Below are 26,510 nucleotides of genomic sequence, written 5' to 3'. Positions count from 1 at the left end.
CAAGGTTCATCAGAGTGTCCGTGAGATCACCGATCAGCATTGCGTTGCCCCTCCTCTCTGAGCCCGCGGAACAAGCACGCCATCAGCAGGACTGAAATGAAGACAAAGGGCAATGCGCCAAGCGAGATGAGGATCTTCACCGAGTCCACGGATCCCGAAAGGATCATCGCGACACTCAGCAGCCCAAGCAATCCTCCCCAGATCAGCCGGACGCGCGGCGGGGGATTCTCGTCCCCGCCCGTCGAGAAGGTGCCCAGAACAAATGCCGCACTTACGACGCTGGTCACGATGAACAGAAAGGCGGCCAGTACCGTTGCAAGCGTGGTGATCACAGACAGTGGAAGTCGGTCGAGCAGGGCGAAGGTCACGCGTTCGATGTTTGTCTGCGTATAGGCCAGCAGTTCGCCCGCACCATTGAGCGCCTCGAACAGGCCAATGCCACCAAAGGCGCCGAACCAGAGGATTGAAAACAGCGTGGGGGCGAACAGGACCCCGATCACGAATTCCCGTATCGTGCGACCGCGAGAGATGCGGGCGACAAAGACGCCCACAAACGGGCCCCAGGCGATCCACCAGACCATGTAGGTAAGGGTCCAGTCGCTGAACCATCTGGTGACGTCATCGCCGAAGAACGTAAAGGTCTGAAAGCCCCTGGGAATGACATTGGTGACATAGTCGCCGAACCCCTGAACGATGGTATTCAGAAGGTATTCGGTGGGGCCAAGGACCACGGTGTAGGCAACAAGGCCGATTGCGATCAGCATGGCGGCATTGGACAGGCGCGCCATGCCCTGACCCAGATCGATCAGGAGTGCCGGGATATAGGCCGCAACCATTGCCAGAAACACGGCGCCAATCAGAAGGGCGCCGACGGTTTCCCGTCCGCCGAGAACGGCGATGCCGTCTGCCACCTGAAATACGCCCATGGCCATGGAACCGCCGACACCAATGGCAATGGCGATGATCGCCATGAAATCCGAAAGCCAGCCGACACGTTCAGCCCAGCATTCGCCGGGAAACAGGCTTTTGATCGGCGCGCTGACCATCATTCCGGTGCTGCGCCGAAAACTGAAAAAGGCGATGGAAAGCGCGGTTGAACCGTAAATGGCCCAGGCGTGTAAGCCCCAGTGAAAGTTCGTCGCCAGCATGGCCTGCTGCGCCGCGATGAAATCCGGTGCCATGCCGTTGATAAAATTGAAATGGGTCAACGGTTCTGCCACTGCCCAAAACAGAAGACCGACGCCCATACCGGCGGAAAACAACATCGAAATCCATGTAGCCGTGGAAAACTCTGGTTCCTCGTCATCCCGACCAAGGCGAATATTGCCATAGGGTGAAAACGCCAGGAACAGGCATCCGATCAACATGCCCGAAGCGGCGAGCATCACGAACCAGCCGCGGCTGTGGAAGGTTTGTCGGACGATGCCACTGGCCCAGGTCACCAGGCTTTGAATGTCCACGACACCCCATATCCCGATCACTGCAATTACGCTGAGCGAACACACCAGCAGGGCGTTGGGCTTCTTCATGGCGATTGGTTTTCCGTTGATGACGTTACCCAACAGTTTCAGGTTTTCGAATAAATGACCAGAATACAAAAAAACCCCCGGCAGATGGCCGGGGGTTTGAATTGAGCGCTGTGCTATCGGTTACGATGCCTTCGCAAGATTGCGCAGGACGTAATGCAACACGCCACCGTTTTCGATGTATTCAATCTCGGGCGCGGTATCGATACGGCATTTCAGGGTGATGGTCTTTTCGGTTCCATCGCCATAAACGATGGTGCAGGGGACTTCCTGTAGCGGCTCGATTGTATCCAGCCCGTGTATCGAAACGGTTTCATCCCCTTTCAACCCCAGGGTTTTGCGGTTGTCGCCTCCTGTGAACTCGAACGGAATGACACCCATACCAACAAGGTTCGAACGGTGGATACGCTCAAAGCTCTCGGCGATGACGGCCTTGACGCCCAGCAGAGCCGTGCCCTTGGCCGCCCAGTCGCGGCTTGAGCCCGCGCCATATTGCTCGCCACCGAAGACAACCAGCGGGGTGCCATTCGCCTGATAGGCCATCGAGGCGTCATAGATTGACATCTGTTCGCCGTCCGGACCCTTGGTGTAACCGCCTTCGACGCCGTCCAGCATCTCGTTCTTGATGCGGATGTTGGCGAAAGTGCCGCGCATCATCACCTCGTGGTTGCCGCGGCGTGAACCATATGAATTGAATTCACGCGGCTGAACCTGACGTTCGATCAGGTACTGGCCTGCGGGCGAGGTCGTCGCAAAAGACCCCGCAGGTGAGATATGGTCGGTCGTGACCATGTCGCCCAGAATGGCCAGAACCTTGGCACCTTCGATGTTGGAAATCGTGCCCGGTTCGGGGCTCATATCCTGGAAGTAAGGCGGGTTCTGGATATAGGTCGATGTCGGCGGCCAGTCATAGGTTTCCGCGTCGGTGGTTTCGACCGACTGCCATTTTTCGTCACCTTTGAAGACGTCGGCGTATTTCGACTGGAACGCTTCGCGTGTCACCGTCTGTTCGACCAGTTCCGCGACCTCCTGCTGGGTTGGCCAGAGGTCTTTCATATAGACGTCATTGCCGTCCTTGTCCTTGCCGATCGGCTCGGATGTCAGGTCGATATCCATGGTGCCTGCCAGCGCATACACGACGACCAGAGGCGGCGAAGCCAGATAGTTGGCGCGCACATCGGGCGAGATCCGACCTTCGAAGTTACGGTTGCCGGACAAGACCGAGGTGGCGACCAGATCGCCTTCCGCAATGGCCTCCGAGATTTCTTTCTGGATTGGCCCCGAGTTGCCGATACACGTGGTGCAGCCGTATCCGACGAGGTTGAAACCGATCTTGTCCAGATCCTCCTGAAGGCCTGCGGCCTCGAGGTAAGCGGATACAACCTGCGACCCCGGTGCCAGTGAGGTTTTGACCCAAGGTTTGCGGTCCAGCCCCAGCGCGGCTGCCTTGCGCGCCACGAGGCCCGCTCCGATCATCACGTAAGGGTTCGACGTGTTGGTGCAGGACGTGATCGAGGCGATCACGACCTTACCCGATTCCATGCCGTAGTTTTCGCCTTTGACCTCAACCTGTTTGCCCATCGGGCGCTTGAAGGTCTCGGCCATTTCCCTGGTGAAGGCGGCCTTGGCGTCGGTCAGCGCAACATAATCCTGCGGGCGTTTGGGCCCCGAGATCGCCGGAACAATCGTGCCCATATCCAGCGACAGGGTGTCGGTGTAGATCGGCGCATAGTTTTCATCGCGCCAGAAACCGTTTTCCTTGGCGTAGGCTTCAACCAGAGCGACACGATCTTCGTCGCGCCCTGTGTTGCGCATGTAACGCAGCGTTTCACCGTCAATCGGGAAAAAGCCGCATGTCGCGCCGTATTCCGGTGCCATATTGGCGATGGTCGCACGGTCGGCCAGCGGCAGACGATCCAGGCCTTCGCCGTAGAATTCGACGAACTTGCCGACAACGCCTTTTTCGCGCAGCATTTCCACGACTTTCAGAACAAGATCTGTACCTGTTGTACCTTCGACAAGATCTCCGGTCAGTTCAAAGCCCACGACTTCGGGGATCAGCATCGAGATTGGCTGACCCAGCATTGCGGCCTCGGCCTCGATCCCGCCAACACCCCAGCCCAGTACGGCCATGCCGTTGACCATGGTGGTGTGGCTGTCGGTGCCCACCAGCGTGTCGGGATAAGCGACTTCTTCACCGTTCTGGTCGGTGTCGGTCCAGACGGTCTGGGCCAGATACTCAAGGTTGACCTGGTGGCAGATACCGGTGCCGGGGGGGACAACGCGGAAGTTGTTGAACGCGCCCTGACCCCATTTCAGGAACTGGTACCGTTCCATGTTGCGTTCATATTCACGGTCCACATTCATCTGGAACGCACGCGGATTGCCGAATTCGTCGATCATGACCGAATGGTCGATGACCAGATCGACCGGGTTCAGCGGGTTGATCTTTTGCGCGTCGCCGCCCAGCGCCTTGATGCCGTCCCGCATCGCGGCCAGATCCACCACGGCGGGAACGCCGGTGAAATCCTGCATCAGTACACGGGCAGGGCGATAGGCGATTTCACGGGGGTTTTTGCCACCGTTCGCGCCCCATTCGGCAAAAGCCTTGATGTCATCGACCGAGACCGAGAACCCGTCATCCTCGAACCGCAACATGTTTTCCAGCACTACCTTGAGTGCGGCAGGCAGTTTGGAGAAATCGCCCAGGCCCGCCTCTTGCGCGGCGGGGATGGAATAATAGGAAATGGATTTACCATTCACGCTCAGACTGCGGCGCGTTTTGGCGGTATCCTGTCCGACTTTGATGGGCATCTGTGGCCTCCCTCTCAAATGACTTGGATATTAGGATTTGCTGAGTGTTATCTGCATCACCAAGCCCCCGTGTTCAAGGTCCAACAGGCGTTGAGAGGTAAATTTGTATACTATTGTACACTTTTTTCCTTGGGGCGTGTGTCAATGTCTCAAGAAACCTTGATTGGTCGTTGAGTGGCAAAGCAGCTATCCCTGAGATCCAACCGCTCAACCCGAGAGTTCTCATGTTCAGATCCATTGCCTTGACCACCGTGTTTTCCTGCCTTGTGGCGGCAAAGGTCGCAGCCGGGGAAGACCCGGTTGTGGTCGAGCTGTTCACGTCTCAGGGGTGTTCATCCTGCCCGCCGGCGGATCGGATCATGCATGATCTGGCCAAGCGCGACGACGTCATAGGGCTGGCTCTGCATGTCGATTACTGGGACTATATCGGGTGGAAGGACGAGTACGCAGACCCCGATCATACGCTTCGGCAGCGGGCTTATGCGCGAGAGGGGGGGCGTTCCATGATCTACACCCCGCAGATGGTGATCAACGGGCAGCACGACATCGTCGGGGCGCAAGCCCGGGAGCTTGATCGATTGATCGAAGCACATCTGAAAGCAGCGCCCGAAGCGCTGGTGACGGCCGTGCGCTCGGCCGATGAGGTGACAGTGGATGTGACGCCCGTCGAGTTGCCGAAAGGCGATACCTATGACGTGCATGTGGTTCAGTATTCTCCCATGCGGCACGCTTCGATCCGCCGTGGAGAACTGGCCGGGCACGAACTGGACTATGCCAATGTCGTTGAGGCCTGGCAGATTGCAGGGCAATGGGATGGAACTGCGCCGCAAACATTTACGGTTCAGCTTGGTTCAGATTTGCCGGCTGTCGTTCTGATTCAAAGGGCCGGGGAAGGGCCGATTGTTGCCGCCACCCGGGTCAGGTGATCAGGGCATCTCTTCCGGTTTGATGCCCAACCCGTTCCAGTGCTTCCAGCGGCGGTGAATCCAGAACCATTGCCCCATATGCTGCCGCACCATCTTTTCCAGATCGTCATTGGTGAACTGGGTCATGGTTTTTGGGTCGGTGTGCGGAACCGGTTCGTGCAGAACGATCTCAAAATCGAGACCGTTGGGCTGACGCACCGCGTAACACGGTATCAGCTCGGCTTTGTATTTGATGGCCAGCTCGGCGTTCAGCACGGATGTCACCGCGGGTTTGCCGAAGAACATCAGTTCCTCACCGCCCATTGCGTGAAGATCGGAAACGATGGCAATGATCCCGCCCTTTTTCAACGAGCGTACCATCTCGACCATACCACGCCGCCCCTGTTCGAACATCGGAGCCCCTGTCTTGTAGAAGGCCTCGACATAAGCGTCGTTGAAATACGGGTTGGCCATCCGCCGATACAGGCAGCCGATGGGCTGACCGCTGTAGGTTTGCAAGGCGATGCGCGCTGCCAGGTAGTGACCGAAATGCGCCGTAATCATCATGATCGGACGCCCCTCGGCAACAGCCGCGTCAAATGCGGCAATGCCTGGGCCTGAAATCTTGGCTTTGCTCTGGCGTTCGATGAAATCTTCCGGAGAAAAATGCTCCATGATTGCACGACCGGCATTGTCCGGCACATCGCGGCAGATCTGCCTGACTTCGGCTTCAGGCAAGTCCGGGCAAGTCAGCTTCAGATTCCGACGGACACGTTTGCGAAACCCGACAACAGGTGCCAGAGACCGCACGATGGCCCCCATCGTTGGAATACGCCGCTCATAGGGAAGCATGCGCATAACGCGGATGACCCCCTGAAGAAACAGGTTGGCGACATAGTATTTCCCAAGCTCAAACCGGCTGAGCTCCGACTTTTCAACGGGCATGGAGGTGTCTCACCGCGTGTTGCGAATTGCTGAGAATGACATACAGCCCGATGCCTGCAAGCTCAAGCGCCCAGACGGGCGGAAAACCTGAACCCGCAGCAGGTGGCCGGACAGAGCAAAACTCCTGATTTCACGTATCAGGCCGTATCTTCCTCATCATCTTTTTCGATCAGAGTAATTGAACCGGCGTCGACCAGAGTGCGAATGGCGGCCACGACCTGTGTCATGGCGTCTTCGGCTTCCGATTGTTTGACGCGCCCACGTTCGGCCATTTCCTCGCGCAGATTGTCGGCCATGCGGGACGAAATGTTTGACAGAATGAATTCAACGGATGCCTTGTCATCATCCGCGGCGGCCCCTGCCAGTGCGGTGACAAGAACCGGCTGTTCCACTTCACGCAGGATGGCGGGAACATCGCGGGCCGCGATACGGCTTGGGATATGGGCAAAGGTGAAGATCGACTGGCGTACCAGATCCGCAAATTCGGCGTCGTCCTCGTCCAATGCGTTCAACAAGTCGTCGCGTGTTGCGGCCGCCGACTGGTTCAGGATCGCGCCGACTCGTGCGTCGGGGCCATTGTCGAAAGCCTGAGCAGGCCGCCGATCCAGTTGCGCGGCCAGCGACCAGCCAATACGTTCAACAGCTTCGGGGGTGACATTTGTTGTTTTCGAGATGGCATAGGTAATGCGCCGCGCAACCGGGCCCGGCATATGGGCCAGCATCTGTGCTGCCTGCGCGGTATCCATCTTTGAAAGCATGACGGCCGCCACCTCGGTGCTTTCAGCCTGAGCCATTTTGGCAAGATCCTCAACGGGTACGTCACGCAGGCGTTGCCATGGATCGCCGATCTGGCGCACCCCGGCAAGCTTGCGCAGGCGCGCGGCTGTCGATGGTGCGATCTTTCCGTTCACCGCATCCAATGCCCCTGCAAGCCCATGCGGAAAAGCCAGCCCGACATTGTCCAGAGCGTCGCTGAATTCCTGGGCCACTGCGCCCAGGGTTACACGATCCACAAGGCCCATTTGCCCAAGCTGATGGGTCAATGTTTCTTGCAGGTCGTCGGGCAATTCCTCAAGTGGAATATCGGCGCCTTCGTTCAACAGAAGGCGCACGACAACGGCCGCTTTTTGCCGGCCGGTCAATGTTCGCGGAACAACTTGCGGCGCGCCGTCATCCCCCGCGGCAAGCGGCGCTGACCCCCCATTTGCCATTTGTATCAAAGCGTTTGTGTCCTGCATCTGCCCGTAGTGCCAAGTTTTCCGAACCACGGGCAGAATAACGAGAGTCGGGTTAAATAACCCTGAAGCTCAGTAGCTGTAGGTCAGCCCCGTCCGGATGGCCTCGCGCAGGGACGTCTCGGCCCAGGTCCCTTCGCCGCCGCGGGCCTTGATCTCGCGCCATTGCTCGATCGCCAGATCGGTTTTGCCTTCGGCTACAAAGCCTTGCGCCATGTAGCTGCGCGCCAGAAGATTGTCGGGATTGGCATTGATGGCATTCTGGTAAAAGACGTTCGCCAACTCCAGCTCGCCCATCTTGCGGTAGGTAAAGCCCCAATAGGTTTGCACGCGGTCATCGTCCTGATCCATGATCCGCAGGATATCCTGAGCGTGCCCGTATTGCCCGTCATAGGCCAGTTCGCGGACGGCGTCGTATAGCTGATCTTCCGATAGGTTGGTCTTGTTGGGTTTGACGCACCGGCCTCTGGCTTCGTCATAGACCCGACCGAACAAACATTTCTTGGTCGTATTCGTCGGTTTTGGTGGGCTGCTGCTGTCGCCGCCTGCGGCGTGGACCGCCGGGGCAAAGGCGAAGGCCTGCAAAGCGAGGGCTGAAGCTAACAAAAGGCGCATATTCTTACTCCGTTCTCGGGGCTGCTCTCAAAATCATAGTGCGATCTACAAAAAAGCTAACAGTGGAACGGTTGCTTTTATTCACAAGTCGGACAGAAATTCGTCAGCTATTGACCGATTTCGTGCAGCTTTGCGTTTCAGTGTCCCAGGCTGTGCCCGGTGCGCAGGATTGCGTTTGTTTGGAATGAACGCTGCATGCAAGGCCGGCAGACGCCGCGCAAACAAGTGCAAGTGAGCAAAGAACGGTACGGATCATGGTGCCTCTCTCCAATAGTTCATCCACAGAATAGCCGATTTCGGGCGGTCTGGCAAAAACAAGGCCCGGCCTGCGAATTGCGGGCCGGGCCGTGCGAACGGGATGTCGACACGCAGCTTATTCGCCGAATACCCGGGCGAAGATCGTATCCACGTGTTTGGTGTGATAGCCGAGGTCGAATTTCTCTTCGATTTCCTCGGGGCTGAGCGCGGCAGTCACGTCGGCGTCAGCCAGCAGTTCCTCTTTGAAATCGGTGCGGTGTTCCCAAACCTTCAGCGCGTTGCGCTGGACCATGGCATAGGCGTCCTCACGGCTGACCCCTGCCTGGGTCAAGGCCAGCAGAACGCGCTGGCTCATGACAAGGCCCGGGAATTTGTTCATGTTTTCCAACATGTTTTCGGGGAAGATCAGCATCTTGTCGATCACGCCAGTCAGACGGGCCAGCGCAAAATCCAGAGTGATCGTGGCATCCGGCCCGATCATGCGTTCGACCGAGGAATGCGAGATATCGCGCTCGTGCCAGAGGGCGACATTCTCCATTGCCGGGATCACAGCTGCGCGCACCATGCGCGCCAGCCCGGTCAGGTTCTCGGTCAGCACGGGGTTTTTCTTGTGCGGCATGGCGGACGAGCCTTTCTGGCCCATCGAGAAGAATTCTGCGCCCTCCAAAACCTCGGTCCGCTGCATGTGACGGATTTCGATGGCGATGTTTTCGATGCTGCTGGCGATGACGCCCAGCGTCGCAAAGAAGGCCGCATGGCGGTCACGCGGGATCACCTGGGTGCTGATCGGTTCGGGCACTAGGCCCATTTTGTCACAGACATGTTCCTCGACGGCGGGATCGATATTGGCAAATGTACCGACGGCACCGCTGATCGCGCCAGTTGCGATTTCCGAACGGGCGTCGCGCATGCGGGACAGGTTGCGGTCCATCTCGGCATAGAACCGGGCAAAGGTCAGGCCCATTGTCGTGGGCTCTGCGTGGATGCCGTGGCTGCGGCCGATGCGCACCGTGTCCTTGTGTTCAAACGCGCGGCGCTTGAGTGCAGCCAGAAGCCCTTCGAGATCGGCGATCAAGAGGTCGGCCGCGCGCGTCAGCTGGACGTTGAAACAGGTGTCCAACACGTCCGAGCTGGTCATGCCCTGGTGCACGAACCGGGCCTCTTCACTGCCAACATGTTCAGCGAGATGGGTCAGGAAGGCGATGACGTCATGTTTGGTGACGGCTTCGATCTCGTCGATGCGGGCGACGTCGAATTCCACATCCTTGGCTTTCCAGACGGCTTCTGCATTCTCGCGCGGGATCACGCCCAGATCGGCCATGGCATCGCAGGCATGCGCCTCGATTTCGTACCAGATGCGAAACTTGGTTTCGGGCGACCAGATGGCAACCATGTCAGGGCGGGAATAACGGGGAATCATTGGCGGCAGCACCTTTATGTGATTGGGATGAGGCGTTGGCGCGGGGTTTAGCCGCCCGTGCGCAAGGGAACAAGATGTGAGAGCAGGTATGAGACGGTTTGCCCTGATTTTCGCCCTTTGGCCGGGTGTTTTGGTGGCAGGAGACTTCCAGAAACTGTCCGGAGAGGAAATCCTGACGGCCTTGGCGGGCAAGAAGCTGGAATACGGTGCGGGTGTTTGGCAGGCTTTCGAAGCCAGCATGACCACGCAGTACTTCTCGGGCGGGCCCAGTGTCGGGCGCTGGGCGGTGAGAGGTGATCAATACTGCTCGACATGGCCACCTGCCGATTTGTGGGCTTGCTACGACGTCTGGCGAAATGGGGAAACGATCCGTTTCGTTGATGACGCAGGCGGCCAGACCGTCGGGGTTTACGCAAAATAGATTTCATGCGTTTGTCTGAAAGCTGGGGCGAGATGCTTGCAGAAGTCGGACAACATGTGTGGTAAACGGCAATACCTGATCGCGGTTTTCTTGGGTCTTTGCAACGCAGTGCTGGACAAGTCGCTCTTTCAGGGGTCAAGCTGAGGGCGAAGAAATTATCAGGTTATTGAGATATGCGTTTCTTATCAGCTCCGATTTTTGCCGTTTGCGCCGCTGTCTGGCTGGGTGGGGCAGGATCGGCATTGGCCGACACTCCGGTGACATATACCGAGGATGGTCGCGCGCTTTTTCGGTTCGACGTGCCCGATTTCTGGGTGCTGCGCACCGGCGGCCCGCGTGAGATCGAAGACACCGGGTTGGATGATCCGCGTGCGGTGGCTCGGGTCATGGGGCTGCGTCCGGTAACGGACGATATGGTCTGGATGGGCTTTGTTTCGCCTGCCGGAGTTGCAACCATCCAGGATGGTGTCCGGTACTTGCAGGATATCGACAAGTTTCTGGTCAAAGACCCGACCATCACCGGCACCAGCGACACCCGCATCGGAGGGTTGCCTGCCCGGGTCTATCGCGGGACCGGGCGCAGGGATGGCAAGGGAGTGAGCTTTACAGCCACTGTCATTGACTTGCCGCGCAATCGTGTCGCCATAGCCGTTGCCATTTTGCGAGACGGGGCAAACCCGGATTATGCAGACGATCTGAATGCCGTATTCGCGTCGTTCCGGTCGCTTCTGTGAGGTGGGGTAGGATGAGCTTTAGACTGATCAAACGGATTTCACTCGCATTGGGTCTGGGGGCTGCGACTTTGACGCTGTCGGCCTGTGACGGTGTAACGGTTGGCGTCGGATATGGGTATGACCCGTTCTATGACTCGATGCTGTGGAACGACTACTATCACGACGTTGATGTGGATGTTGATATCAACCGCCCGGAGCGCCCAAATCGACCTGATCGACCGGTGCGTCCCGAGCGCCCGAATCCACCGGTTACCAAACCTCCTGCGCGGCCGCGGCCCCCGGTGGCCCGGCCACCTGCCGCGCGGCCACCAATCCATCGCCCGGCACCACGCCGCAGATAATCAAAAGGCCGCCTGTCCGGCGGCCTTTTCTCAGGAAAGAAGTTCGGTCGTGATATGCGCCGAGCCTTCAAGTGTCCGGTGAACCGGGCATTTGTCCGCGATTTCCAGCAGGCGCTGTTTTTGTTCCTGATCAAGCGGGCCACTCAGACGGATCTTGCGGCGGAACTGATCCACTTTGCCCTCATTTGCCAAACCGGCATCCTGAGCATGAACTTTGTCATGGCAAACATCGACGCTGACACTGGTCAGCGGCCATTTTTTGCGGCGCGCATACATTCTTATCGTCATGGACGTGCAGGCGCCGAGACCGGATGAGACAAAGCCATAAGGCGACATGCCCTTATCCGTGCCGCCATAAGAGGCAGGCTCATCTGCAACTGCATGATGGTGCGGACCTGCCTGAATATCCTGCATGAAGCCATTCGGATCCGCCTCGGTCACGCGAACGACACCTTCCGGCGCACCCGGAGGTGGCGCGGGTGGGCAAAGTTTCAGATAGCGCGAGACCCAAGCCGAGATGACATCCGCGGCATATTCAGCATCCGAGGCTCGTGTGATCAGGTGATCGGCATCGTCGAGGGTGACGAAGCTTTTCGGGTGTTTTGCTGCCAGAAAGATGGCGCTCGCGTTGTCGATACTGACCGTTTTGTCCCGAGGGGCGTGCAGGATCAGCAGAGCGGCTTTGAGATCAGCGATCGCGGCCGACAGGGCCGTTTCAGCAATGTCATCCACGAATGCCTTGCCAATTCGAAACGGGCGTCCGCCCAAGGTGACCTCGGCGCTACCGTCCTGTTCAATCTGGGGCAGGGCATCTTCGAAATGATGGGACACATGAGAGGGATCGGCCGGTGCGCCCAAGGTAACCACCGCCTTGACCGTCGGAATTCCCGCACGCGCCCGTAAAACCGCTGCGCCGCCAAGCGAGTGACCGATCAACAGGGCAGGGGCCATGTTTCGCCCGGCCAGATAGTGCGCGGCCGAGATCAGATCCTCGACATTCGACGTGAAGGTGGTGTTGGCGAACTCTCCCTCGGAATGACCTAGGCCGGTGAAGTCGAACCGCAGCACCGCTATCCCCATGGCCGCCAGACGGGCTGAAATGCGCCGGGCCGCAGGTATGTCCTTGGAGCAGGTGAAGCAATGGGCAAACAGGGCCGTCGCAAGGACCGGACCATCCGGTAAATCCAGCCGCGCGGCCAGTTGGCTGCCGTCATGTCCGGCAAAAGTGATGCGTTCCGTGGGCATGTCGGCTCCTTGAGCGGTTCGGGGAAACATCCCCAATACTGTGGTCAAGCCCGCCGGGTCACAACCCTTATGTCAAACGCGTCACGGGAAGGTGAGCACGAAGCGAGCGCTTTGCAATCTGACAGATGCCTCGGGTGGGGGCAGAAGCGGTCGTACCCCTGGGGTAGGTTGATAAAATCAAGAATTGTGATGAGATCGACAACAAACATTCGTTTCACTTATGCCACTGTCAGGCCCATCTACTGACCACAGCAATTGATAAAGGAGACACAGATGACACATGCAGACACCGCCGTACACCTTCCCAAGATACTTCCAGGTACAGTTCTGGCGATTGTTCTGGCTGGCCTTTTGGGCTTCGCCGTCGGGCAATCCCGGCCCGCAGTTTTCAGCGGGCCGCAGGCTCAGGCAAGTCCAGCTGTCGAAGACTGGCACGGAAACGTGCGCCGGTCACATTGGTCAGAATGAGGTGCCGGCCTCACTCGAGCCCCATCAACCGGGCATCGAAGGGGTACTTCGTCAGGTTTTCATATCCGTCTTCGGTTATGAGAACCTGATCCTCCAGCTTGATGCTGAAATCGCCACCGACTTCGCCCACGCAGGCCTCGACACACAAGACCATTCCAGGTTCCAGCGGATAATCGTAAGCCCCCTCGACCGCCTTGTCCGGATAAGCAACCAGCGGCCATTCATCGCAAAGGCCGACGCCGTGCATCAGACAGCCATATTTCTGCGCCTGAAACTCTTCGTCCAGCCTGTGGGAATTTGCAGTCAGTTCCGGGATCATCACGCCGGGTTTGAGCATCTCCATATTGGTCATGATGTGCTCATGCGCGTGTTGCATGGCATAGATCATGTCCTCGCGCGGCTTCTGATCGCCGATCCACCAACTGCGTGAAATGTCGACGCAAATCCCGTAGGATCCGATAAGGTCGGTGTCGAACGAGATGATCTCGTTCTGCTGAGTGATCCGCGGGCCGCATTCCTGAAACCAGGGGTTGGTCCGCTGACCCGAAGCCAGCAGGCGGGTTTCGATCCACTCACCACCACGCTTGATGTTTTCGGCGTGAAGAACAGCCCAGATATCATCTTCCGAGGTCTTGCCATCGCCTACATTGGCACGGGCAAACCGTTCCATTTCGGCAACGGCGGTTTCGCAGGCATGGCTGGCGCAACGCATGGCGAGGATTTCGTCGGGCCCTTTGACGGCGCGGGTCTTTTCGGTCAGCTCTTCGCCTTCCATGATGTCGAACCCCTGCGCCTCAAGCGCGCGCAATCCGTGCAGCATGATCTTGTCGACGGCCAGGCGCTTGTTGCCGCCGCCGTGTTCTTCGATCAGTACGCGTACCTCGTTCGAGAACACGTCCGCGGCCACGTCAACCTTGTCGCCGCGGTCAAAGTAGAACAGGTCAGCGCCCGAGCGCTGCTCGCGTACAAGCGGATTGAAGGTGCTGAGGAAAGGCGAGTTCTTGTAATCCCAGATTACCATATAGCCATCCGCACACAGCAGAACCGCCCGAAACGGATTGTGGGTGTTCCACAGCTGCATATTCGTGCTGTCGGTGGCATAGCGGATATTCAGCGGGTCAAAAATCAGCAAGCCGCCATAGCCGCGGTCCACGATGGCCTGTGTCAGCCTCTTCCAGCGGTGTTCCCGCATCCGTGCCAGATTGGGAAGTTCCAGCCCCGCAGCGGCCCATTCGTCAAACGCAAGCTGCGTCGGCCCAATCTCGATCCTGTCATTTTCGTTTGGTGTACCATCGCCCAGTGTCGTGCCACGGCTGGGGTCTATCTTGCGCGTGTCTCGGTAGTGCTGGTTCATGGCTGGCCTCATCGCTTGTTCCAATTACAATTCATCCGCCACAACCAATCGTCTGAGAAAAATGCGACGGCGAGGTTGTCGTTTTCGACCGACAAGAAAAGCTGTGCATGCTAAGCCACTGGCATGAAGCGTATTCTACAAAACAAAATCCCATATGATGTCGGTAACCCACGCGCTTTGCCGGGTATACAACCGGCAACCATGGAAAGCTGGCTGCATCAGGATGAGGCCTTTGCCGACCAGATGCGGCGCCGCGAAGAAATTCTGGCCGAGCGGCGTGAAGACGTTCTTGCACTTGACCCTCAGGCCAAGCCTGCTGCCGTGGAACTACTGGATCTGGTGCTGATGCAGATCTATCCCACGGCCGGTGCAGAGGTCGTACGACCGGATGGCGTATCCGTCGCGATCGATCGGGATCGTCCGCTTGATACACTGTGCAGGCTGGTGCAGGAGGACTTCTGCATCCTTCAGAAACGGGGAAATGAGCATGTTCTGACGGGTGCCATCCTGTGTTTTCCTGCCAGTTGGCGCTTGTCCGAGAAATTCATGCGACCGCTGATTGATATCCACGTGCCCGTGGAAAGCTATGACGCCAATGTCGCGAAACGGGTGCAGAGACTGTTTGACGGTATTCAGCCCGGCCGGCCGCTGTGGCGTTTCAATGCCCTGTGGTACGAAGACCCGGAGCTGTTCCAGCCTCGCAGTGCCAGTGAGCCGCGCGAAATACGAGACCGGCGTCAGGCGTCTTACCTGCGAAGCGAGCGGCAGACGTTGTTGCGGTTGCCGAAAACCAACGCGGTCGTGTTTTCCATCCACACTTACGTTCTGGCCGCAAACGCGATCCCGGAAACGGAAAACCCCGCCTGATGGCGGGGCCTCCTAGGAGGGTCTTCGGTAATTCTTCTACATGCCCAAGGCGCCCGCTACATCGGCGAACGCGTTGCTGGCGTTCAGCGCGACAATGGCGAAAGTGAACACAAGCACCTGTGTGTTGAGGCGGAAATCCTCGCCCCGGATCAGGTTGACTGCGGCCATCGATACGGCAATCGGCGCGGAAATGCTGGCCAAAACTCCGGTCATGCACCAACTGCTGAGACGCAGGATGTCGCTTGGCTTGTCATCATCATCCGCGATGGCCGCGCCTGCATCCCTCTGGGCGGGCAGGTCTGGCTCGTCGTTTCGGAACGCGATGCTGAGCAATTGTTCATCCGTCAGTTGAATCGGACGCGCGGCAGGAGCGTGTAGGGCAGTGATCGTGTCATCCTGTTCAGACTGCTGCATCCCGGCGAACTGTCCGGTCAGTGATTTAAAGATCTGCTTTCGATTCCGCGTTGTTCGGCTTGGTGTCAGGGTGTCAAAAGCGCTCATGAAGTGCTCGACGGTAAGAACCGTGTGCGGCGACAGCCATTCAACCCGCCGGGTCGAACAGATATCGACCATGCGATACAGAGTGACCACCAGCATCAGTTCGGAAATCTCGGCGTCGTCCAAAAGTGGCGAGACCGGCGTGAACGTCACGACCAACCTGTTTTGGGGATGCGACACGCGGGGTTTCGTTATGGTTTTCAACCCCGCGGCGCGATCCATGCGCTCGTATCGGTCCTGCTGCCCGGAGCTGCCTGTATCCAGAGTCATCCGCACAAGATACTGGCTCGAGACGATGCTGGCCTCGGTTGCGCTGAGCAGGGTCTTGCGCTCGACCAGATGACCGTAGTCTTCCAGCGTCGTGGCGACGATCGTTCCAAAGCGCTCTATCGCGCCGGTTGCGTCGCCATCAAATTGCAGGCCGCCATGGTAGCTGTGCTTCCGAGCCACTGCCCCGTCCTTTTTTACGTTCTGTCAGCCAAAGGTTAGCACCCCTTCTTGCAGAGAATTTGGCGAAAAATGCAAAAAAGTGAAATTTCCTGGTGATTGGTTACGCTTTGGAAACCAAGTAACTAAAGGCTTTTGTTTGTCACTGTGGCGGAAATGTGGCGAAATCAGGCGCGGCACGTGGTGCCGGTGCGGCGGCGCTAATTGTCGATTCGGGCGGCCATTATAGCGATGGATTGCTGATAGACAGAGGCTGCATTCCACTGCTGCAAGACGCGAAAATTTGGTTCTCCGGGTTGATAGCCGCGCCCCGGTTTCCACCCCTTCTTGCGAAGAAAATTGGCGGTTGAGGCCAATGCATCCGTCATGTTGTAGAAGTCCACGCGCCGGTCGCCCGTAGCATCGACACCATAGGCCAGGGCGTTGCCGGGCAGGAATTGCGTGTGGCCCAGTTCGCCATGTTTTGCCCCTTTTGTCGCCATTGTGATGCTGCCCATGTCGACCAGTTTCAGTGCCCCGATTGCGTGTGGAATAAAGAACTCGGACCGGCGACAATCATAGGCCAGTGTTGTGATTGCGGAAACAACCTGACTGTCACCCATGAAATTGCCAAAGCCGGTTTCCATGCCGTGAATGGCGATCAGAACGCCGGCGGGAACACCGTATTGCCGTTCGAAGGCAGCATAGTAGTTCGGGTTGGCGGCTTTGCGTTTGCGGCCCTGAGCGACAATCGTATCGGCCCCCCGGACTCGCATGAATTTGTCCAGCGAGTATTTGAAGCTCTTTTGATTGCGGTCCGCGGCGATGGTGCGCGTGGCATATTGTGTCTGGGACAGCGCTTGCAGACCTTTCTTCTTCACCCCCGCCTTGCGTGCCTGTTTGGCAAAATCGGCCTTCCACGCCTCGAATCCTGCGCTGGTGTTGCCACAGGGGGCGGCCAGAACCGGGGAGGTCAGGGAAAGAGAAAGGGCAAGAATGGCGGTCAGGCGAAACATGGGCGTAATCCGATTGATCTGAAATCTGATATTAGCCTAGCGTGAGCCTTGGCTCCGGCAAAGCGGTTAGTGGAAGCCAACGCGGCCTTTTCCTTGAGCGTTTCCATTTTGCCGTGAACATTGGGAATTACACTGACGGGCAGCTTCTTCAGCGTATTATGGAACGTGCCGACACGCTTTTTTTTTCCCGGACGATCCGGGATAAAATCCGGGTATCGGACAGCGCCTTAACAAAGCCAGGCCGCATGCGGTTGTTTCCGACAGGGAGTATCCACATCAGCCTGTTGGATCAATGGCGGTGCGTCAAATCCTGTGGGCGGAAATGAAAAGGGCGCCCGAATGGACGCCCTCCTTGCAAGTCGTTTTCGAATGCAGCTCAGCAGCTGTAGTACATGCCGTATTCAACCGGGTGTGGCGTGTGCTCGTAGGTTTCCACCTCTTCCATCTTCAGTGCGATGTAGCCGTCGATCTGATCTTTGGTGAACACATCGCCCTGAAGCAGGAAGTCGTGATCGGATGCCAGAGCTTCCAGAGCCTCACGCAGGCTGCCGCAGACGGTCGGGATGTCGGCCAGTTCTTCGGCGGGCAAGTCGTACAGGTTCTTGTCCATCGCCTCGCCGGGGTTGATCTTGTTCTTGATACCGTCAAGGCCGGCCATAAGCAGGGCGGCGAACGCCAGATAGGGGTTGGCTGCCGGATCGGGGAAGCGGGCCTCGACACGTTTGGCTTTGGGGCTTTCGGTCCATGGAATACGCACACAACCCGAACGGTTGCGTGCCGAATAGGCGCGCAGAACGGGGGCTTCGAACCCGGGGATCAAGCGCTTGTAGCTGTTGGTCGACGGGTTGGTGAAGGCGTTCAGGGTCTTGGCGTGTTTCAGGATGCCGCCGATGAAGTACAGCGCCTCGTCCGACAGGTCGGCGTATTTGTCGCCAGCGAACAGCGGCTTGCCATCTTTCCAGATCGACATGTTCACATGCATGCCGGTGCCGTTGTCACCTGCGATCGGCTTGGGCATGAACGTGGCCGACTTGCCGTAGGCGTGCGCAACGTTGTGGATGACGTATTTGTACTTCTGCAACTCGTCGGCCTGCTTGGTCAGGCTGTCAAAGATCAGGCCCAGCTCGTGCTGGCACGAGGCCACTTCGTGGTGGTGCTTGTCGACCTTCATGCCCAGGCGCTTCATGGTCGACAGCATTTCCGAACGCAGGTCCTGCGCTTCGTCGATGGGGTTGACCGGGAAGTAGCCGCCCTTGACGCCCGGACGGTGGCCCATGTTGCCCATCTCGTATTCGGTGTCGGTGTTCCACGACGCATCCGTTGCATCAACTTCGAAGGATACTTTGTTGATGCTGTTGGAAAAACGAACGTCATCAAACAGGAAGAATTCAGCTTCGGGACCCATGTAGGCAACGTCACCGATACCGCTGGACTTCAGGTAGGCTTCGGCTTTCTGCGCGGTTCCGCGCGGGTCGCGACCATAGGCTTCACCGGTGTCGGGCTCAACGATCGAGCAGTGCAGACACAGTGTCTTCTCGGCATAGAACGGGTCGATGTAAGCCGATGTCGTGTCGGCGATCAGTTTCATGTCCGAGTTTTCGATCGACTTCCAGCCTGCAATGGACGAGCCGTCAAACATGAAGCCTTCCTCCAGGAAGTCTTCGTCGACCAGATCGACATCCACCGTCACGTGCTGCAACTTGCCGCGCACGTCAGTGAAACGGATGTCGACATAGGCGACGTCTTCTTCGCGGATTGTATTGAGAACTGCGTCTACGCTCATTCCCTTGGTCCTTCTGATAGATGTGTCAGTAATCTTGTGGGTTAGAGTGCGTCCGAGCCGGTTTCACCGGTCCGGATGCGAATGGCTTGGTCGACGGGGGACACGAAAATCTTGCCGTCTCCGATCTTGTCGGTTTTGGCGGCGGACACGATGGCTTCGATCGCGGCGTCGACCTGATCGTCGTCCAATACGACCTCGACCTTAACTTTGGGCAGAAAATCGACGACATACTCGGCGCCGCGATACAGTTCTGTATGGCCTTTCTGGCGACCGAAGCCCTTGACCTCGATGACGCTGAGGCCCTGGACGCCCACATCCTGCAATGCCTCTTTTACTTCGTCCAGTTTGAACGGCTTGATGATCGCTTCGATCTTTTTCATCCCGGTTCACCTTGAATGGTTGTCTCAGGGGCAGTGATCACGTCTAAGATCGGGCGGCAATGTGATTGCGATATCGTGCGGGTCGGGATGCTTGGAAAAACGGCTTGGTGCTAATTTTTGAGCGATTTGCACAAAAAGTAATCAGAACTGAATCGAGCAAGGGGTGGAAGGATGGAATTGCTGACAGCGGCACAGATGCGGACCATTGAGCAAGCCGCCATCAACTCTGGTGACGTGACCGGTCTGGAACTGATGGAGCGGGCCGGGCAGGGTGTTGTTGACGCGATTTTCGAGGAATGGCCCATGTTGGACAGGCGAGGGGCCAGCCCCTCGCGCTCCCCGGGATATTTGGGGCCAGATGAAGAGGATCCGCTGCGCGCAACAGTGCTGTGCGGACCGGGCAACAATGGGGGTGACGGGTTTGTCGTGGCGCGGCTTTTGCAGGCGCTGGGGTGGGAAGTTGAGGTGTTTCTGTACGGGAACCCGGAAAAACTGCCACCGGATGCGCGGGTGAATTATGAGAGATGGGGGGCAAAGAACGAGGTTCGCGTATTTGCCGTCGACTCTGCCCCATTAGAAGGTGATTTTCTTCACCTTCCAAAAGACATGGACCTGGTTGTCGATGGGGTTTTTGGCACGGGTCTCACCCGGCCATTTGCAGGGGCGTTTTCCATGTTGGCCAATGCGTCAGTCAGGGCCCTGCTGCGAGAGCGAGGTGTAAAGGTTGTTTCAATTGACGCGCCAAGCGGCTTGTGCGCCGACAGCGGTCGTATTCTTGGTCAGGCGATTGTTGCAGACATGACGGTGACGTTTCACAGCAAAAAGCTTGGGCATGTTCTAGGTGATGGCCCGGCGACCTGCGGGACGGTCCGAACCAAGTCGATCGGGCTTGAAACACAGGAAGACGGTCAGATCGTTCACACGACCCAGGCCGACAGGGTGAAGCTGTCGAAAGTTTCGGTTGGCCACAAATACTCGCATGGCCATGCTTTGATCCTGTCCGGGGGCTCGGGCAAAACAGGGGCCGCGCGGTTGGCGGCGCGGGGGGCTTTGCGGGTTGGAGCGGGGCTGGTGACGCTGGGCGTGCCGCCGTCTGCGCAGATGGAGGTGGCCAGCCAGATCACGGCCCTCATGTTGCAGAGGGTTGATGGGGCCGATGGATTGTCTGAAATACTGGAGGATACGCGCCTGAATGCGCTCTGCCTAGGGCCTGCGCTGGGATTGGAGCGGGCGCGGGCGCTGGTGCCGATGGCCTTGGCTGCGCGGCGGGCGACCGTGTTGGATGCGGATGCTTTGTCAGCTTTTGCCGAGGATCCCGGTGGTCTGATCGCGCGATTGCACGACCAATGCGTTTTGACGCCGCATGGCGGGGAATTTGCACGGGTATTCCCGGACATCGCCGAGCAGATGGAGGCGCAACCGATCAAGGGCCCGGCGTTTTCCAAAGTAGACGCGACGCGTGCTGCGGCAAAACGGGCCGGGTGCGTGGTTCTGTTCAAGGGCCCGGACACGGTGATTGCCGCACCGGATGGACGATGCGTGGTCAACGCGGCCGTATACGAAAGAGCGGCCCCCTGGCTGGCGACGGCCGGGTCCGGCGATGTGCTGGCGGGTTTCATCGCAGGTTTGCTGGCGCGAGGCTTGGCACCGATGCAAGCGGCGGGAACTGCGGCGTGGCTGCATGTGGAATGTGCGCGCCAGTTCGGGCCGGGTTTGATTGCCGAAGATTTGCCGGAACAGGTGCCGGAGGTTTTCAGAAAGTTGAATATTTGAGTTCGTTGGGCGTGGAACGGCTCAATTCGCGGCGAGTCGGCGGAAATCCGCCGTCAAGGTTTGCAGCAATGCAGACCGAATGTTTGCCAGATGCATAGCTGGACGTCACAATTTATTTGCACACTGTGCCGTGGATTTTCGAATGGATTCGTAACCGTATGATATAAAATAAGAAATAGTCGTTTTTTGACATGCCGTGTTGCGAATTTGCAATGCTTGCGAGGGAGTGTATGCGGGCCACTGGAACGCTCGCAGTTCGTAAACAAATGGACAGTACCTGAACCCCGAACCATTCATGGTGAGTGAAATGAACCTTAACATTAAACCGATATCTGTAGCCGCTGTTCTGACTGCGACGACCGCAATCCCGGCTGTGGCCGAGCTGAAGTACGAAAACAATAGTGGCGGGTATGTGCTGCTGTATGGACAGCTGAACCCAGCCTTGATTTCGGTAGATGACGGTCAGGATACCGAGACCCGAGTTCTCGACAACGATCTGTCGAACAGCCGTGTCGGCCTGCGTCTGATGCAGCCTTTCGGACAGAACGAGTTCACCTTCCGATTTGAATCTGCGCTGGGGTTGCCGAACTCGACCGAGTGGAACCAGAACGGCACGAATTTCAGTGGCTGGACCCGTGAAGACATCCGCCACGTGGATTTTGCCATGAAGGGCAACTACGGCAAATTCTCGGCTGGTCAGGGCAGCATGGTGTCTGATGGTGCAGCGGAAACGGACCTGTCCTATGTCGGAACGGCGCTGTATTCGTTTACCAATGACGAAAACTCGGGCTTCTTCTACCGCGCCACGAACGGAATGCTGAGCGGTATCACGGTTGGTGACAGTTCCAGTAACTTTGACGGCGCGCGCCGTGGGCGGGTGCGGTATGATACGCCATCGTTCAACGGGTTTTCCGCTGGATTCGCTTATGGTCAGAACATTTTGTCCAGCAGCGACGATGACGATTATTACGACGTCGGCCTGTTTTATGAAAACACCTTTGCTGGTGGAGTGGAATTCGCGGCAGCCGTTGCCTATTCGGTGCGCGAGCGCGATGACAATTCGGGCGACCGCAAAGACACCATTGGTTCGGCGTCTGTTCTGCTGCCCAGCGGGCTGGGCTTTACGATCGCGGGCGGTACACGTGACGACGATCAGGCCGGCGCTACGGATCCGAACTATTGGTATGGTAAGATCTCGTACGAAGGCAACTGGGTGTCCTGGGGAAAGACCGGCGTCGGCATCGATTACTATGATGGCTCGGATTTCCAGAGCAACGGGTCAGACACCAAAGCCTGGGGTATCGCGGTCGTGCAGAAAGTCGAGCCGATCAACACGGATGTCTATCTGAAATACCGCAACCACGATTTCGATGACGGCTCGTCCTTCGACAACAACGAAGCATGGGTTCTGGGCGCACGCTGGAAGTTCTGATTGTCAGGCTGGGCCAAGTGCGAGCGCCCCGGTTTCCGGGGCGTTCTTTTTTGCGGTTTTGGTGATCAAATACCACTGGATTCAGCCTTTGCCCCTTGCACGTGGGCGGCTGGGCAAATAGAAGGCTTCAAATTTGCCCGGCGCGCCCTATTTGCGCGCCCCGAATCCTATGGGGACTACCATAATGCAGGTAACCGAGACGCTGAACGAAGGTCTGAAACGTGGCTACAACATCGTTGTATCAGCAGCCGAGCTGGACGAGAAGGTCAATGAAAAGCTGACCGAAGCGCAGCCGGAAATCGAAATGAAAGGTTTCCGTAAAGGCAAGGTGCCAATGGCGCTGCTGAAAAAGCAGTTTGGCCAGCGCCTGTTGGGCGAGGCGATGCAGGAAACCATCGACGGCGCCATGAACAAGCATTTCGAAGACAGCGGTGATCGCCCCGCGCTTCAGCCCGAGGTCAAGATGACCAATGAGGACTGGAAGGAAGGCGATGACGTGGAAGTCGCCATGTCCTACGAAGCGCTGCCAGCGATCCCTGAAGTTGACCTGAAATCGGTCAAGTTGGAGAAGTTGACCGTCAAGGCCGATGACGCCGCCGTCGAGGAAGCGCTGAACAATCTGGCGGAAACCGCTCAGGATTTCAAAGCGCGCCGCAAGGGGTCAAAAGCCAAGGACGGCGACCAGATCGTGTTCGATTTCGTCGGCAAGGTTGACGGCGAGGAATTCGAAGGTGGTTCGGCAGAGGATTACCCGCTGGTTCTGGGCTCGAACAGCTTCATCCCCGGCTTCGAAGAGCAACTGGTTGGCGTGAAAGCTGAAGAAGTAAAAGACGTCAACGTCACGTTCCCTGAAGAGTACGGCGCCGAGCATCTGGCCGGCAAAGACGCTGTCTTCACCTGCACAATCAAGGAAGTCAAAGAACCGGTTGCTGCGGAAGTGAACGACGAGCTGGCCAAAAAATTCGGTGCCGAAGATCTGGAAGCTCTGAAAAAGCAGATCGCCGAGCGCCTGGAAGCTGAGTATGCCGGTGCATCGCGCGCCGTGATCAAGCGCGCCTTGCTGGACGCGCTGGACGAGATGGTGTCGTTCGACCTGCCGCCGTCGCTGGTTGAAGCCGAAGCCAAGCAGATTGCACATCAACTGTGGCACGAAGAAAACCCTGAAGTCGAAGGCCACGACCACGATCCGATCGAGCCCACGGACGAGCACACCAAACTGGCCGAGCGCCGCGTGCGTCTGGGTCTGTTGCTGGCTGAACTGGGCCAGAAGGCCGAGGTTGAAGTCACCGACGCCGAGATGACACAGGCGATCATGAACCAGGCACGTCAGTACCCGGGTCAGGAACGTCAGTTCTTTGAGTTCGTTCAGCAGAACGCGCAGATGCAACAGCAGCTGCGGGCGCCGATCTTTGAAGACAAGGTCGTGGACTACGTGTTGGAGCTGGCTCAGGTCACTGACAAGGAAGTCAGCAAAGACGACCTTAAGAAAGCTGTTGAGGCACTGGAAGAGGAGTAATCCTCTTCCTTCCCTTCCTCAGAGGAAGGGACAAAAAAACGGAGCCGCCTGCATTCAGACGGCTCCGCATGGGTGGCTTTTGTATCTATGAGGTGAGGGGGTCAGGCCTCATGAGCAAAAGCACGGGGGGTTTCCAAAAGAGCGGTTCTTTGCTCGGGCGTGAACGTATCCGTAAGCGCTTCGATCAGCTTGAGGACGTCCTGCCGTTCAGCTTCGGTTTTTGCAGCGCTCATCTGTTCCACAAAGTATTTCTCTAGATCGGTGAGTGGTTTGTGATCCTGGTTCGCCGGGTTCTTGGCCGCGGCATTCTTCGCGGCAAACAGGGCCAGCGCCTCTTCGTCGTCCATGAAGACGTCGTTGTGAATGTCCGCGAATTCACGCAGACCGGCGATACGTTCTTCGGTGCAGTCCAACAAAGCGGCCAATGCGTGAACTTTGCCCATTGGAACCGTCTTGCCGACGTAGTCATAAGGCGCGCAATTCGAACGCTTCAGCACCCGATCCATGACCGGATCGATCACGGTGATGATGTCCTGAATACCTGCGTTCTTCGCATATTCCAGAGATCCGATCATCAACTCGCAAGTGGCGTAGGAGACCGAGTTCTTTTCCTTGCCACGCGTGAGGCGTTGGGTGTCTACGCAGAAACGGGTGGATTCCCACATGGTTGCGCTGCGAAGAGGTGCTTCGCCGCAAAGAATGGCGGAAAAGACATCCGACAACATGTGAGGTCCGGTGGTCTGGAGGGCACGCACGGCTGCGACGACATTCCCCTCATCGTCGAGTCCGATTACATATGCCGGGTCCAGGTGATCGAACTCGTCGATTTCTTTTCCGTCTTGAATGTTGACGTCCCATCCCAGGCGTCCCCCAAAAACACGTGCTCTCAACTCGAACATTTCGTCAAGAACTTCGCTGAACAAATGTCTGTTCAGGCCATCTACCACGATGATCATTTCTTCCCCCTTCGAGTGGTTGTTCGGTAACTTAGACGTTACCGGACACAGGGGATTTTTCTATTGGGGGTTTCCCGTATTTTGGCGAAATTTGGCGATTTTTTTGTTTAACTTGGGGTAATAAGCCCAATTGCGATCGCCCGGCCAACGGCCTGAGGGGTGGTCAGCGCACTAAGCTTTTCTCGGCTGGAACGCAAGTGCACTTCTACGGTTCGGTGCGAAATTGACAAAATATCGCCGATATCCTGCTGCGATTTCCCCGCCGCGACCCACTGCAAAATCTCTGTCTCACGTCTGGAGAGCGTTGGATGATACAGCGCGCTGGTCAATTCGTCTGATGAAACCACGTTGTCATGGATGTGCACTGCCATCGACTGCAAGTCACTGATGACATGCGTGTAAAGCTTGCGCCATTCCTCTTTGCTGCAATCGCGCGTTGCGCTCAGCAAGCCGATATCCCCGTAGGGACCGCGCACGGGAATTGTAACGCCTTGGTTCGGCAATCCAAAATCATGGGCATCCCGGAATACACGTTGGAAGTCGGGGCTGCGCTCCAAGCGACTCCAGTCCACTGGCGCAATGCTGCGGCGGGCCATATGAATGGTCGGGTCGATCATGATCAGACCCTGGTTTGTGTAGTGTTCATTCCAGGCGTCGTCATATGTCACGAATCCTGCTACCGTACCGGCCGCAGGGTTCATGCCAGCATATGCAGCATGATCCATATCATGCTTCTCACAGATTTGCCTTAGAAATTCGGTGTATCGAACTTCTGAATCCGGCAGAGTGCTCAGATCGACAATTTCCATGTGGCGCCTACTAGCTGCGGCCCATCTTACAGCCCGATGGTGTCGTCGAGCATGCATATAACACAGAGTGGAACCCGTTTACCTCACCGGGTCAGAACACCACACTTTCCTAAACATGACAAGGCGAGGTACTAATTGTCTGCGCAATTCCAATTATTGAGACACTCAATAGAACATTTTTGTCACTATTCGGCAAAAAGTGCTAATTTCACGCGGTTTTCTGACGCTAATCACCGTCATTTGGCCGGTTTCAACCCAGTTTCCACCAGCAATCCGCGCGCTTTGGCTTCAGGGTAAAAACCCTTGGCATAAAGAAATATGGCCCGATCCTGGTTGCCATCAGACAGAAGCCAGGCACCGCGAAGGTATTTCCCGGCAAATTCAAGATTGGTGTCGGCGTCCAACAGGCCTTCGGCGTTTCCGGTGTATCCCATGGATCGTGCGGTGGCCGGAAGGATTTGCAGCAGCCCATAATAGGGTCGGTTGACCGCCCAGGGGCGATGTGTGCTTTCGCGAATGGCAAGCTTGTGAACAAGCTCTCGCGGAAGCTGGTAGTGGTCGGCCCATTTGTTTATCGACGCGCGAAGTTCCGGCGTTTCGTTCGGATAGAGCGGAGGATTGAATTGTTGTGTCTCCGCCTTGGATACTTCTCCTGCACCGCAGGCAACCAACGGGGCTGTCAGTAAGAGTGCCAAGAGATTGCGACGGTTGAACAGGGGCATTGGTTTCTCCGGAGTTTCGAGTGGCAATGATATGGTCTGAGTATTTAGCTG

24 protein-coding genes are annotated in these 26,510 nt (G+C 57.4%); 9 read left to right on the top strand and 15 right to left on the bottom strand.

From position 1 onward, the window contains the following. Nucleotides 1-26: 26 nt before the first annotated feature. Together AC2FF8_RS02920 and acnA are read right to left on the bottom strand one after the other, a co-directional pair. Nucleotides 27-1,529, bottom strand: a complete 1,503-nt coding sequence (locus tag AC2FF8_RS02920; protein ID WP_496878869.1) for a BCCT family transporter — start codon at nt 1,527-1,529, stop codon at nt 27-29. Between the two features lie 120 nt (nt 1,530-1,649). Beyond that, on the bottom strand, nt 1,650-4,340 hold the full coding sequence (gene acnA / locus AC2FF8_RS02915) for an aconitate hydratase AcnA (protein ID WP_170343896.1): 2,691 nt from the start codon (nt 4,338-4,340) through the stop codon (nt 1,650-1,652). Nucleotides 4,341-4,564: 224 nt separating this feature from the next. Between acnA and AC2FF8_RS02910 the strand changes: the two genes are divergently transcribed. Then, on the top strand, nt 4,565-5,266 hold the full coding sequence (locus AC2FF8_RS02910; protein ID WP_170343897.1) for a DUF1223 domain-containing protein: 702 nt from the start codon (nt 4,565-4,567) through the stop codon (nt 5,264-5,266). Here AC2FF8_RS02910 and AC2FF8_RS02905 read toward each other — a convergent pair whose 3' ends face one another. From AC2FF8_RS02905 to purB, 4 genes are all read right to left on the bottom strand, one after another. Next, the gene (locus AC2FF8_RS02905) at nt 5,267-6,190 is read right to left on the bottom strand and encodes a lysophospholipid acyltransferase family protein (protein ID WP_171327996.1); all 924 of its coding nucleotides are present in this window, start codon (nt 6,188-6,190) and stop codon (nt 5,267-5,269) included. Between the two features lie 137 nt (nt 6,191-6,327). Continuing rightward, complete coding sequence (locus AC2FF8_RS02900; RefSeq protein ID WP_496879271.1) at nt 6,328-7,401, bottom strand: flagellar motor switch protein FliG; 1,074 nt, start codon at nt 7,399-7,401, stop codon at nt 6,328-6,330. 96 nt (nt 7,402-7,497) lie between these two features. Continuing rightward, nucleotides 7,498-8,040, bottom strand: coding sequence for a tetratricopeptide repeat protein (locus AC2FF8_RS02895; RefSeq protein ID WP_170343900.1), 543 nt, complete (start codon nt 8,038-8,040; stop codon nt 7,498-7,500). A 373-nt stretch (nt 8,041-8,413) separates the two neighbouring features. After that, the gene (purB, locus tag AC2FF8_RS02890) at nt 8,414-9,718 is read right to left on the bottom strand and encodes an adenylosuccinate lyase (RefSeq protein ID WP_170343901.1); all 1,305 of its coding nucleotides are present in this window, start codon (nt 9,716-9,718) and stop codon (nt 8,414-8,416) included. 88 nt (nt 9,719-9,806) lie between these two features. Here purB and AC2FF8_RS02885 point away from each other — a divergent pair, with 88 nt between their 5' ends. From AC2FF8_RS02885 to AC2FF8_RS02875, 3 genes are all read left to right on the top strand, one after another. After that, nucleotides 9,807-10,139 (top strand): hypothetical protein, encoded by a 333-nt coding sequence (locus AC2FF8_RS02885; RefSeq protein ID WP_257598960.1) that lies wholly within the window; start codon nt 9,807-9,809, stop codon nt 10,137-10,139. Nucleotides 10,140-10,312: 173 nt separating this feature from the next. Next, nucleotides 10,313-10,873, top strand: coding sequence for a hypothetical protein (locus AC2FF8_RS02880; protein WP_496878868.1), 561 nt, complete (start codon nt 10,313-10,315; stop codon nt 10,871-10,873). An 11-nt stretch (nt 10,874-10,884) separates the two neighbouring features. After that, nucleotides 10,885-11,214, top strand: coding sequence for a hypothetical protein (locus AC2FF8_RS02875; RefSeq protein ID WP_496878867.1), 330 nt, complete (start codon nt 10,885-10,887; stop codon nt 11,212-11,214). A gap of 30 nt (nt 11,215-11,244) precedes the next feature. Here the strand turns inward: AC2FF8_RS02875 and AC2FF8_RS02870 are convergent, their stop codons facing one another. After that, nucleotides 11,245-12,459, bottom strand: coding sequence for a bifunctional alpha/beta hydrolase/OsmC family protein (locus AC2FF8_RS02870; protein WP_496878866.1), 1,215 nt, complete (start codon nt 12,457-12,459; stop codon nt 11,245-11,247). Nucleotides 12,460-12,732: 273 nt separating this feature from the next. On the opposite strand from AC2FF8_RS02870, the gene AC2FF8_RS02865 reads away from it, so the two are divergent. Further along, on the top strand, nt 12,733-12,927 hold the full coding sequence (locus AC2FF8_RS02865; RefSeq protein WP_496872020.1) for a hypothetical protein: 195 nt from the start codon (nt 12,733-12,735) through the stop codon (nt 12,925-12,927). Between the two features lie 10 nt (nt 12,928-12,937). On the opposite strand, the gene dddP is transcribed toward AC2FF8_RS02865, so the two are convergent. After that, nucleotides 12,938-14,281, bottom strand: a complete 1,344-nt coding sequence (gene dddP / locus AC2FF8_RS02860) for a dimethylsulfonioproprionate lyase DddP (RefSeq protein ID WP_496878865.1) — start codon at nt 14,279-14,281, stop codon at nt 12,938-12,940. Between the two features lie 123 nt (nt 14,282-14,404). Between dddP and AC2FF8_RS02855 the strand changes: the two genes are divergently transcribed. Then, nucleotides 14,405-15,148, top strand: coding sequence for a heme-dependent oxidative N-demethylase family protein (locus AC2FF8_RS02855; RefSeq protein WP_496878864.1), 744 nt, complete (start codon nt 14,405-14,407; stop codon nt 15,146-15,148). A gap of 36 nt (nt 15,149-15,184) precedes the next feature. Here the strand turns inward: AC2FF8_RS02855 and AC2FF8_RS02850 are convergent, their stop codons facing one another. The 4 genes from AC2FF8_RS02850 to AC2FF8_RS02835 all read right to left on the bottom strand — a co-directional run bounded on the left by AC2FF8_RS02850 (nt 15,185) and on the right by AC2FF8_RS02835 (nt 19,251). Then, nucleotides 15,185-16,096 (bottom strand): hypothetical protein, encoded by a 912-nt coding sequence (locus tag AC2FF8_RS02850; protein WP_170343908.1) that lies wholly within the window; start codon nt 16,094-16,096, stop codon nt 15,185-15,187. 197 nt (nt 16,097-16,293) lie between these two features. Beyond that, complete coding sequence (locus tag AC2FF8_RS02845; RefSeq protein ID WP_170343909.1) at nt 16,294-17,088, bottom strand: lytic murein transglycosylase; 795 nt, start codon at nt 17,086-17,088, stop codon at nt 16,294-16,296. A 376-nt stretch (nt 17,089-17,464) separates the two neighbouring features. Next, nucleotides 17,465-18,871: a type I glutamate--ammonia ligase gene (glnA, locus tag AC2FF8_RS02840; RefSeq protein WP_117868600.1), complete on the bottom strand. Its 1,407-nt coding sequence runs from the start codon at nt 18,869-18,871 to the stop codon at nt 17,465-17,467. A gap of 41 nt (nt 18,872-18,912) precedes the next feature. Continuing rightward, nucleotides 18,913-19,251, bottom strand: coding sequence for a P-II family nitrogen regulator (locus tag AC2FF8_RS02835; RefSeq protein ID WP_170343910.1), 339 nt, complete (start codon nt 19,249-19,251; stop codon nt 18,913-18,915). Nucleotides 19,252-19,422: 171 nt separating this feature from the next. On the opposite strand from AC2FF8_RS02835, the gene AC2FF8_RS02830 reads away from it, so the two are divergent. The 3 genes from AC2FF8_RS02830 to tig all read left to right on the top strand — a co-directional run bounded on the left by AC2FF8_RS02830 (nt 19,423) and on the right by tig (nt 23,972). Beyond that, entirely contained in the window at nt 19,423-21,024 is a 1,602-nt protein-coding gene (locus tag AC2FF8_RS02830) for an NAD(P)H-hydrate dehydratase (protein WP_496878863.1), read from the top strand. Nucleotides 21,025-21,331: 307 nt separating this feature from the next. Further along, nucleotides 21,332-22,456, top strand: a complete 1,125-nt coding sequence (locus AC2FF8_RS02825; RefSeq protein WP_170343912.1) for a porin — start codon at nt 21,332-21,334, stop codon at nt 22,454-22,456. A gap of 184 nt (nt 22,457-22,640) precedes the next feature. Beyond that, nucleotides 22,641-23,972: a trigger factor gene (gene tig / locus AC2FF8_RS02820; protein WP_257598951.1), complete on the top strand. Its 1,332-nt coding sequence runs from the start codon at nt 22,641-22,643 to the stop codon at nt 23,970-23,972. A 101-nt stretch (nt 23,973-24,073) separates the two neighbouring features. Here tig and AC2FF8_RS02815 read toward each other — a convergent pair whose 3' ends face one another. From AC2FF8_RS02815 to AC2FF8_RS02805, 3 genes are all read right to left on the bottom strand, one after another. Further along, on the bottom strand, nt 24,074-24,928 hold the full coding sequence (locus tag AC2FF8_RS02815) for an acyl-homoserine-lactone synthase (protein WP_496878862.1): 855 nt from the start codon (nt 24,926-24,928) through the stop codon (nt 24,074-24,076). 107 nt (nt 24,929-25,035) lie between these two features. Beyond that, on the bottom strand, nt 25,036-25,737 hold the full coding sequence (locus AC2FF8_RS02810) for an autoinducer binding domain-containing protein (protein ID WP_170343915.1): 702 nt from the start codon (nt 25,735-25,737) through the stop codon (nt 25,036-25,038). Nucleotides 25,738-25,973: 236 nt separating this feature from the next. Further along, the gene (locus AC2FF8_RS02805; RefSeq protein WP_170343916.1) at nt 25,974-26,459 is read right to left on the bottom strand and encodes a lytic transglycosylase domain-containing protein; all 486 of its coding nucleotides are present in this window, start codon (nt 26,457-26,459) and stop codon (nt 25,974-25,976) included. Nucleotides 26,460-26,510: the final 51 nt, after the last annotated feature.

The organism is Ruegeria sp. YTSA144 (genome assembly GCF_059610125.1).
This window is presented reverse-complemented; position numbering and strand designations above follow the sequence as displayed.

Bases quoted from the DNA above. Each gene is read 5' to 3' on its own strand.
- AC2FF8_RS02920 (WP_496878869.1), bottom strand. From the start codon at position 1,529: ATGAAGAAGCCCAACGCCCTGCTGGTGTGTTCGCTCAGCGTAATTGCA.
- acnA (WP_170343896.1), bottom strand. From the start codon at position 4,340: ATGCCCATCAAAGTCGGACAGGATACCGCCAAAACGCGCCGCAGTCTG.
- AC2FF8_RS02910 (WP_170343897.1), top strand. From the start codon at position 4,565: ATGTTCAGATCCATTGCCTTGACCACCGTGTTTTCCTGCCTTGTGGCG.
- AC2FF8_RS02905 (WP_171327996.1), bottom strand. From the start codon at position 6,190: ATGCCCGTTGAAAAGTCGGAGCTCAGCCGGTTTGAGCTTGGGAAATAC.
- AC2FF8_RS02900 (WP_496879271.1), bottom strand. From the start codon at position 7,401: ATGGCAAATGGGGGGTCAGCGCCGCTTGCCGCGGGGGATGACGGCGCG.
- AC2FF8_RS02895 (WP_170343900.1), bottom strand. From the start codon at position 8,040: ATGCGCCTTTTGTTAGCTTCAGCCCTCGCTTTGCAGGCCTTCGCCTTT.
- purB (WP_170343901.1), bottom strand. From the start codon at position 9,718: ATGATTCCCCGTTATTCCCGCCCTGACATGGTTGCCATCTGGTCGCCC.
- AC2FF8_RS02885 (WP_257598960.1), top strand. From the start codon at position 9,807: ATGAGACGGTTTGCCCTGATTTTCGCCCTTTGGCCGGGTGTTTTGGTG.
- AC2FF8_RS02880 (WP_496878868.1), top strand. From the start codon at position 10,313: ATGCGTTTCTTATCAGCTCCGATTTTTGCCGTTTGCGCCGCTGTCTGG.
- AC2FF8_RS02875 (WP_496878867.1), top strand. From the start codon at position 10,885: ATGAGCTTTAGACTGATCAAACGGATTTCACTCGCATTGGGTCTGGGG.
- AC2FF8_RS02870 (WP_496878866.1), bottom strand. From the start codon at position 12,459: ATGCCCACGGAACGCATCACTTTTGCCGGACATGACGGCAGCCAACTG.
- AC2FF8_RS02865 (WP_496872020.1), top strand. From the start codon at position 12,733: ATGACACATGCAGACACCGCCGTACACCTTCCCAAGATACTTCCAGGT.
- dddP (WP_496878865.1), bottom strand. From the start codon at position 14,281: ATGAACCAGCACTACCGAGACACGCGCAAGATAGACCCCAGCCGTGGC.
- AC2FF8_RS02855 (WP_496878864.1), top strand. From the start codon at position 14,405: ATGAAGCGTATTCTACAAAACAAAATCCCATATGATGTCGGTAACCCA.
- AC2FF8_RS02845 (WP_170343909.1), bottom strand. From the start codon at position 17,088: ATGTTTCGCCTGACCGCCATTCTTGCCCTTTCTCTTTCCCTGACCTCC.
- glnA (WP_117868600.1), bottom strand. From the start codon at position 18,871: ATGAGCGTAGACGCAGTTCTCAATACAATCCGCGAAGAAGACGTCGCC.
- AC2FF8_RS02835 (WP_170343910.1), bottom strand. From the start codon at position 19,251: ATGAAAAAGATCGAAGCGATCATCAAGCCGTTCAAACTGGACGAAGTA.
- AC2FF8_RS02830 (WP_496878863.1), top strand. From the start codon at position 19,423: ATGGAATTGCTGACAGCGGCACAGATGCGGACCATTGAGCAAGCCGCC.
- AC2FF8_RS02825 (WP_170343912.1), top strand. From the start codon at position 21,332: ATGAACCTTAACATTAAACCGATATCTGTAGCCGCTGTTCTGACTGCG.
- tig (WP_257598951.1), top strand. From the start codon at position 22,641: ATGCAGGTAACCGAGACGCTGAACGAAGGTCTGAAACGTGGCTACAAC.
- AC2FF8_RS02815 (WP_496878862.1), bottom strand. From the start codon at position 24,928: ATGATCATCGTGGTAGATGGCCTGAACAGACATTTGTTCAGCGAAGTT.
- AC2FF8_RS02810 (WP_170343915.1), bottom strand. From the start codon at position 25,737: ATGGAAATTGTCGATCTGAGCACTCTGCCGGATTCAGAAGTTCGATAC.
- AC2FF8_RS02805 (WP_170343916.1), bottom strand. From the start codon at position 26,459: ATGCCCCTGTTCAACCGTCGCAATCTCTTGGCACTCTTACTGACAGCC.